Source organism: Litorivivens sp., assembly GCF_057445395.1.
Window position 1 is genome coordinate 1 of record NZ_JBVBUV010000109.1, and the last position, 8,652, is coordinate 8,652.

The following is an 8,652-nucleotide window of genomic DNA, read 5'->3' on the forward strand; positions in this document are numbered from 1 at the left end:
GCAGCCGCCAATTATGAAAGACTGAGGGGGTTGGAAAATATACGCCATTGGCGTATAGTGTGATCATGATAATCATAGAAACCAGCATTTTTACCAAGCGCATCAAGGAGTTGATGAGCGACGATGACTATAAGGAGCTACAGGAATCCTTGGTCAATCGCCCGGACATGGGGGCAGTTATTCCCGGCAGTGGGGGACTCAGGAAAATGCGCTGGCGGCTGGAAGGCCGGGGGAAAAGCGGGGGCGTCAGAGTGATTTACTATTGGCTGACGGAAGACGAACAGGTTCTTATGCTGTATGTCTATCCCAAAAGTGAGCAGGACAACCTAACTGCCGAGCAGACGAAGGTACTAAAAGTGATTGTGGAGAGGTGGTCAGATGAAAAGTGACATGTTTGACGAGTTGCTCGCCAGCGTTAAGGAAATGGACAAGATTGTCCACGGCAAGCAAGCAGCGGCCCGAACGACGGAGTATCCGGAACCTGAAGTGAAAGCGATTCGGGATAAGGTGGGTTTAAGTCAAAGTCGTTTTGCCATGTTGATTGGCGTAAGCAAACGGACGCTGGAAAACTGGGAGCAAGGCCGGCGCCACCCCACTGGCCCTGCGAAAGCCTTGCTGAAAATTCTGGATGCCGACCCTGAGCGCGCTGTTCGAGCCCTTCACGGCTGAGAAATGTATCGTCAAGTGAGCAGATCTTTACGCATCGCAAACTGACCACTACTCCACAATTTTGACAGGATAGGACGTCCCCCACATGGCAAAAGGATTTGCCCACCCGCACCGCTGGCTCGCAGGCCGATTTTGGCCCAGATCATTCGCGCTGCTAGCCACCTTTTTTATAGCAACCTTCTTCACCACCCCCCAGCCAGGCCTTCTTCGGCTTCCAAGGCTACACCATCAACCACGCCCCGGTATCAGGCTACGTATACTCCCGCGCCGTCATTCTCAGCGAAGCGGGCAACCCCTACTGGGTGGGTTATGACGAGGAGGGCGGTATCGGCCAGCAGGTGGGCGAAGCGGTGGACGACAAATCCCCGGACAAAGTCACCATCCTTGGCGGCAAAACCTACCGCAGCTACAACGCCCTCTGGCAGGCCCTGCAGGATCAGTACCCCGATGCCGAACCGGCCCTGCAGGTCCTGGATAAAGACGCTTACAACGCGATCACCTTCCAAACCCTCGATGGCACGGCGTTTAATAAACCCAATCTGTTTGCCGACAGCCACTTTTGGCAAGAGCGTTTTCATTCCTTTGTGATGAATGAAGATTACCTGCTGGCTGCCGTACGCTACGTAGAACTGAATCCCGTGAAAGCCAAGCTATGTGAGCTGCCGGAGTGCTGGCCTTGGTCTAGCGCGGAGGCACACTTGAAGGGCTGCGACGACCAGTTGGTTGAGGTTGCTCCGATGTTAGAGCATATCGCGGACTGGGGGAGTTATTTGTCGCAAAATCAATCGGAAGAAGAGCGGGTCGAGATCCGTCGTTTTTCTGCCTCCGGGCGCCTGGCGGGCAACGAAGGTTTTATCGATAGCCTGGAAAAGCTGACGGGACGAGAACTAAGAAAACTAAAACCGGGGCCGAAACCTCGAATTAAGTAAACTGTCCCCAGAACTCCCCCCGGAGCCGTATCCCTGTTGATACGCCAGCACCAATCGAACCGCCCGCCCACGCATCTCAATTGCATATCGCGGCCGCTTGTTCACCGCTCAATCCTCTCAAAGCTTAGAGCCTCCGACAAACCCGGAGCGATTCGGTTCTAGCTGTGGAGAAATCTCGGATAGCGCTCGGAAAGGGGCGAAAGGTCTCGGATTAAGAGAGTGGGTGTGCAGCTGTTGTGGTTCGGAGTTAGATCGAAACCAGAATGCCGCGCTGAACATTCTCCGCTTGGGGCATCAAGCTCTGGCACTGAAGTGAGTCGAGAATCTCGGAGAGCGTTAGCTCCCGAGAGGGTATCGGTTCAATTAAAACCCTTGACAGGGGAGGAGTTGCTAAATACGAAGCCGGGGAACCAGATACTTATTAAGTATACTTCCCCCATGAATTCATGTCCCTGAACTCTTGAAAGTGTCAGCTACTGCCTGCGCCGCAGCTTTTTGCGTAGCAATGTATAAGCAACTTTCAAACCGAATTCGAAAGCACCGTGACACAGGCTCTAAACAGCGCTATTTTCTAGCGCGAAAAAACATGCCGCTTCCTATAATGTTATCTTGCCAAGACTGCTGCCATGAGCTCATTACTGGCATACGCTCTCGACTAGTCGCATCGACATCATTGACCGAGATATTTAATCGAAGATTGCGCCAATTTTTACCTTGGAACCTTTGTGCGTAGGCTAGAGGTATTCGGAATTCTACTTCGTAACCACTATCGGTCATGGCTACCATCGCGTCTAAGCCCGGTGGTAGAAAGTTGCGAAACATCACTTCTCCATTAGCTTCATTAGGAGCAGTGATAAGAAACATCCACTTGCCTTCCTTCATTTCAGTAACCTGCGCTGGATTGCGTGCGCTTATATCGGGCTGGCGACCATCGAAGGTAATACTAGCGAAGTCATTAGCCGAGTGACGATTGCTATTCCCTCTTAGTGTCACCTCGTCATCGATAACGCGAATGCCCACGTAGAAAAAGTTATCGTCATAGCTCACGCCAAACTTGTAGTTCAAATCACTCTCGCTAATCTTCACGGGACGCCCGTCTTTGAAGTAGGCCTGAGGAGTGCTTTCGAAGGGTAGTGACACCCATTCATCGAGCTTACCATCAAATGAAATCGGCTTTGGGGCTGGTGATATGCTGTACTGTGGTGTGGGTTGTAATTGCATTACTTCTGTCCACTCGACATTAGCGCCAACCTCAACTTGTACGCTACCCTTGGCAATAATCCGGAATGGATGAGTGGTAGTTTTGGATAGCGTTTTAGGTTTCAGATCCAGCGTTCGTGTTTCGCCAGATTCCAGTATACCGGACGGTAATTCATTAACTGCGAACCCAGCATGAGATAATGCTTGTAAGCTGTAACTTAGCGGCCCATCAAATGGATTAGTGATGGTTACCGTAGCTGTTGTAGGTGCTTCTCCATTATTACTATACCAAGGGCTTGGGCTAAAGATGGTCGTTTTGGCAAAGGCGCTCTTGATCTTTTCTGGTACAACGTACTTGTCGTCGATACCATCTAACGATAGGTTCGCTATACGTGGGCCGCTGTCGAGCATACTTACCCACGTTACGTGGTCAAATTCACCATAGATTTTACCACGCAGAAGACTCTCACCACCGGTCGACCCCAGAGTAAAGTGATCCTGTTTCTCTAGACCACTATGGTGGGCGTATGTATGCATATGCCCAGCGAAAGCAGTGTAATCTCGCTTGGCAAGCACTTCTTCAATTTCTCCCCAACCACTGATGTCCCCGTTGTAAGCCCATACGGGCTGATGGGTAAACACCATGGTCCAGCGTACGTCGGTGTTGTTGGCCAGTGTTTGTTTCACATAGGCAACCTGTTCAGCGTTAAAGCCAGCACTGGTCCCGCCGGGCCCGGACTCTTCACTATTCAACACCAAGAAAAGCACATCCTTATAAACGAAATGGTAGGTAGAGGCGCCAAAACGTTCTTTCCATACTTCGCCCATTACATCGTTGGACCAATCGTGATTGCCCGGCGTATAAAAGAAGGGCATCTCTAACTCGTCGAGAACGACGTTAAATTCGTCCCACATCAGATCGATAATCTCGCGATTCTCGGTGAACCCTTCGATCAGGTCGCCGACGCTGACGACAAACTCAGGCCGCAATAGATTAACCTTGCGCATAGCCTGACGAAAGACACCGGGGCGGGCACCACCGGTATTATCACTTACAATGACAAACTGGAAATCATCGGGATCATTAGCGAAGTTCAAATGGGAGTAAGGACGTTTACTGTATCCTCGGTTATCCAGGGTGAATGATTCGGCTTTATCGTGATCATTCTGGTCATGTGCCAGCGCACAAACACCAACGATGCTCAGCATCGCTGCTACAACTACAGTTTTCATAGAATATTCGCTTATTCTCTTTCGACAAAATTTCAGCCAACTCCTAGAGCTGGCTTGTCAGGTATTAGAAGAACATCTCTAAAGATACCCCGTAGATCCTGGGTGGAAGTTCGCCCGATAGAGTGTAGGTGCCGGGGGTGCTGGCGAGCGGTGTAAATGTAACGAAGAAAATGTCGTCGTGATCTTCAATATTCTCTACAAAAGCTTCGACTTTAAATCGGCCGTGCAGACTTTCCCATGTCAGACGAACGTCGCTGTTGGTGTGTGATTCAACGCGATCGTTTTCATTGCCAAGACCTCGTCTATCCATCCAATCAACCCAGTTCGTTTTAATAGAGGGGGTCAATGAGCCGAATTCTCCGAGATCGAAGCGATAGCTGGCTAATAGCACCGTCGAAAACTCCGGCGCAGCCGTTAAGCGCTCGCCAGATACATTGAACGGGCCACCCTCGGTGCCCTCACAGCCGGGTTGGGGTGTTTTATCAGCGCGACCTTCGTCGTTGGCACAGTACTCATCGTAGCGTGCGTCCGTCCAGGCAAAGCCGCCTTGGATTCTGAGTTCTTGGGTTGGTGACCATTTAAAGTCTAATTCAAGGCCATTAATGGTTGCCGCTGCTGCATTGTCGGTAATAACGCCGGCCGCCGTGACCTGGCTAACCTGCAGGCCGGTGTAGTCGTACATGAATCCAGCAAGATTAAGCTGCAAGCTATTGTCAAAGAAGCTCGTTTTCCAACCGGCTTCCCATGCGTAAAGAATTTCGGGGTCTACCGGGTTTTGTGAAGTGGTACCGTTTGGTTCTTCTTTTAATTGAGCGAGGCCCGGCTTGTATCCGCGTGCGTATTTTGCATAAAGCATGCTGTCGTCGCTATAGAACCAGCGACCGCCAACTTCCCCGGTATTTTCGGAGAAGTCAGCAAACTGATGGATATCTCGCTGGTCAACGATGGGGGCCGACCCAAGCAGTGTTCCTGTATCGGCTGCCACATGGAACAAACCCACTTTCTGAGTAAAACTATCACGGTTATGACGTAAACCCACAGTCAGTTCAATATTGGGCCAGCCCAAGAGGGTGGCCATATTCAGGTTAACGTTGGCAAAAACCGCTTCACTGCGATCGAGAATCTGTTCGTCTCTGCCGGTGACAATAAAGTTAGCTATGATCTGGGGCTCATCTGGCGCTCCTGGAATAAACGTGGATGGCTTAAGGAAGTTGCGCGCCAGAAAATCGCGGTCGCGAGTCTGTGTTGAATCAAACCAGAACAGCCCCGCCAGCCAATCTATACCGCTGTCATTTTGTGAGACGAACCGTAATTCTGCACTTTGGCGAATATCATCACTCGTGCGCGTAATACCTTCGAGGATCGGCGCTTCGGTGCCATCGACATCGAATACAGAGGCGTGGTCTCTACGTTGTTCGCCGCCTACGAACACGATATCAATATCCCCCAACGCGGGTAGGCCCGCGAATGACCAGTTCAAGTCACCATCAATACGTGTGTATTTGTCGAAGGAATTGCCGAATGTCTCATGAGTATTAGAACGGACGATGCGTAGGTCATCCGGTAAGGGTTCGGCGCCCAGTTCTTCGAGAATTCCGCTGCGACGCGTAGCTAGCGACGGGCTACTCACTGAATTTGTGCCCTTAGGGTTGCCCTCATAACGTATTGCCCGCAGCCCCAAGCGCAGTGAATCAGACACTTCGCTGGTGAAGTACGCTCTGACAAAGTTATCGTCAATATTGCCCGGATCAGCGTCGGATTCGGTTAGCGTGTTGTCTAGGGTGCCGTCACGACGACGTTTTATGGCGGCGAAACGGCCCAACAAGCGTTCGTCCCCATCGCCGAAGAAGGGGATATTAATATACGCGCGCAGTTGCTCTTCGTCGCGGTCACTATATCGAGCATCGCCACCAAAACCCCACTCGGGATCCGGCTTGCGCCACTTGGCATTAATAGCGCCAGCGGTTGCGTTACGCCCGAAGACAGTACCGGAAGGCCCTCGCAGGATTTCCACAGCTGACAGGTCATAGTATGGTTCACCGCGCATCGCGATGAAGACATCGTTAACGTGGAACGCGACTGGAGAGGGGCCGTTTCGAGTTCGGCTAATGCCCCGTATCGCTACCTCATCAGAGCCGCCATCTTCACGTTGGACGACCATTCCAGGCACCAAATCTGCGAGTGTTTTGAAGTCTTGGATGTTGTTTTGAGCCAACGTTTCACCGGAATAAGCCGATACACTACCCATGACTTCCTGCAATGATTCGCTGCGCTTTGACACTGTCACCACAACCTCTTCGATCGCTAGGCCTCGCTCGGTGACAGTGGGCAGGGGAGAGTCTGCTTCAGAGTGGACAGTTGGAGAGGCAATAATCGCGGTTGCTACCAGTGACCGCATCGTATTGCTATATTTCATTATTATCCCCTATCGCAATAAACATCTATGTGAGAGTTTCTGTGGTAGTCACCCGTACTAAGGCCTAACTACACGGCTTTCGCCGGTCGGTGCTGGTGCTTTCACGCAATACCAGCCACTAAGACAGCAAATATTATTCTCAATAGCCCCCATTAGCTTCCGATGTTGAGGTTTTCGGAGATGAAATGGGGGTGCGGCGCGCCCGGGGCGGGAAATCACTAACAGATTGATAATAAAGGGATATATATTTACTACACTCTTATTTTTTGTCCGAACTTAGCTTTTCGGTGTCAAAAATGCGCTGCTTTACGTTTGGTCCAGCAATAAACGACGGTATTGAGCAGGGGTTTCGCCACAGTGCTTCTTAAATTGAGCGTAAAAAGTTGATTGAGAATTGAAACCAGCGTCTAAGGCGATGGTGAGCATCTTGGTTTTTGATTGTAATGTCTCGCGGATCAGGGCCTTGGCGTGCTCAACTCGATAGCGGTTCACAAAATCAAAGAAATTCGATTTGCTGTGAGTGTTGATCACCTGTGACAGGTGAGCTGCATGCACATCCATTGCCTCAGACAACTGTGCGATGGTTAGACTGGGGATCAGGTAGGGTTTTTCACGCGCCATATACTCCTGAAGGTTTTGCCACAGGCGCTCGCTATCGCCCTCTGACAAACCACTGCTCTGATATTTTTGATGTGGCCGGTTTCGTCCGCCTGCCGCGAAGTCGGTGACAACCCCCTGGCCAGATCCGCTGCCGTCGTTGTCTACGTAAACCCTAGGCTGGCGCAGACTCTTCAGTCCGATGCAGTAAATCAACATGACTGTCACTAGCTCAGGAAGGCTGTCCATCTCCTCAGCTCGGCCCAAAGTAAACAAAAGAAACCAAGTCAAACTGGCTAAACACAAAAGCAATACAATATAGCAAAGCACACGAATCCAGCGGAGCTGGATCCTATCAATATTGGAAAAACGCTCGCCGATACTCTGCCCGTGCAAGCGCACCTGATTTAGCCCCAATGCCGAGTAAAGCATCAGGTGTAGCGGCAAAGCGATGTTCAGTGCTAGATGGATGTAAACGACAGTGGTGTAGTCTCCTGCATTGTCGAGGATCGTGAGAATATCAACATTGCCTGGGATCGTTTCGACATAGTTGACCGCCAGTTCACGCTTCGCTTCTTCGCCTAAAAAATAAACAGGCAGCAGCGAGACCAACGCCAAGAGTACCGGCAGAAAGTGCCAATACTGACGTTTTTCCAATACGAAACTTTCTTTGGTTAATGCGCAAATGTAAAAGTAGAGCAGTGGTGCGAGGGCGAAGTACATAAACCGCCCAAAGCCGGTGAGAGCAGGATACACTTCCAACGTTCCACTATAGAGCAATACGCGCTGAGTGAGTTTCAATGCCAAAATGCTGACAAAAATAGCCAGGAAGCGATTCGCCCGACGGTCACCCTGAGGGTCAGATAGTAGAAGCGGCACTACTAGCAGGCTAAATGCAATGCCAGCTGTTGCAGTCACCAAAACTAGGCTATTTTCCATTTATAATTGCCGCTCCTGATATGTTCGTACGCCGTACAAGCAACTTCTGCTACGGGCACTTTAGACTCGAGCCAAAAGCTCCCACCACTTCGTTTAAAGCTAGAGCGTCCAGCTACGCTTACTGCCGAATCTACCCTTGCCTAAATCCCTAGGGTAGAGGCTTAAGATACTCAATTATGCTTCTTGAAATATCGGGAAAATGTTCGAGGCGAAATGATATTGCCAGTCGTTAGTGCGTCGTAGTGTAGAGGCATAGTGATTTTGGCACCCAACTTTCTCTGTGAGTGATAATACACTCAAAATTTGGCGGCTAAATACACGATACCACTACATCACTTTAGAAAAATCGCGGGATATTGCCCGAGACCCTCTATTGGGAGCAGCGCTTCCGCATATTATTTAACATAACATGTATTATCCGCACTAGGAGTGTAGACGCAATACAATAATGTCCGGTTTTAGCAATTTAGAAATGTCCGGTTCCATACGCCTGTACCTACTATTAGGTGGGCTTTCAGGCTTATGGAGGACATCAGATGACTGGACTAGTTTCTATGAGTCACGTGGAATTGGATCGTCTAGCTGTTTTAAGCCGGCTCAAGGACCGGCGGTTAACGCAATCCGAAGCAGCCTCAATGTTGGGATTGACGGAGCGCCATGTAAGGCGAT

At 50.4% G+C, this 8,652-nt stretch carries 7 protein-coding genes; 4 read left to right on the forward strand and 3 right to left on the reverse strand.

What is annotated here, in order from left to right; genetic code table 11:
• Nucleotides 1-65: 65 nt before the first annotated feature.
• The 4 genes from AC222A_RS18125 (at nucleotide 66) to AC222A_RS18140 (ending at nucleotide 1,914) form a co-directional block, all read left to right on the forward strand.
• Nucleotides 66-389, forward strand: coding sequence for a type II toxin-antitoxin system RelE/ParE family toxin (locus AC222A_RS18125; protein ID WP_372810522.1), 324 nt, complete (start codon nucleotides 66-68; stop codon nucleotides 387-389).
• Nucleotides 379-669, forward strand: a complete 291-nt coding sequence (gene nadS / locus AC222A_RS18130) for a NadS family protein (protein WP_372810523.1) — start codon at nucleotides 379-381, stop codon at nucleotides 667-669. Before AC222A_RS18125 ends, nadS begins: the two co-directional genes overlap by 11 nt.
• Before the next feature lie 302 nt (nucleotides 670-971).
• On the forward strand, nucleotides 972-1,598 hold the full coding sequence (locus AC222A_RS18135; protein ID WP_486775388.1) for a transposase: 627 nt from the start codon (nucleotides 972-974) through the stop codon (nucleotides 1,596-1,598).
• Nucleotides 1,599-1,695: 97 nt separating this feature from the next.
• Nucleotides 1,696-1,914, forward strand: coding sequence for a zinc ribbon domain-containing protein (locus tag AC222A_RS18140; protein WP_372810526.1), 219 nt, complete (start codon nucleotides 1,696-1,698; stop codon nucleotides 1,912-1,914).
• Nucleotides 1,915-2,162: 248 nt separating this feature from the next.
• Here the strand turns inward: AC222A_RS18140 and AC222A_RS18145 are convergent, their stop codons facing one another.
• The 3 genes from AC222A_RS18145 to AC222A_RS18155 form a co-directional block, all read right to left on the reverse strand.
• The gene (locus AC222A_RS18145) at nucleotides 2,163-4,031 is read right to left on the reverse strand and encodes a metallophosphoesterase (protein WP_486775389.1); all 1,869 of its coding nucleotides are present in this window, start codon (nucleotides 4,029-4,031) and stop codon (nucleotides 2,163-2,165) included.
• A 64-nt stretch (nucleotides 4,032-4,095) separates the two neighbouring features.
• Nucleotides 4,096-6,447, reverse strand: a complete 2,352-nt coding sequence (locus AC222A_RS18150; protein WP_372759382.1) for a TonB-dependent receptor — start codon at nucleotides 6,445-6,447, stop codon at nucleotides 4,096-4,098.
• A gap of 306 nt (nucleotides 6,448-6,753) precedes the next feature.
• The gene (locus tag AC222A_RS18155) at nucleotides 6,754-7,983 is read right to left on the reverse strand and encodes a helix-turn-helix domain-containing protein (RefSeq protein WP_372810530.1); all 1,230 of its coding nucleotides are present in this window, start codon (nucleotides 7,981-7,983) and stop codon (nucleotides 6,754-6,756) included.
• Between the last annotated feature and the right edge of the window lie 669 nt (nucleotides 7,984-8,652).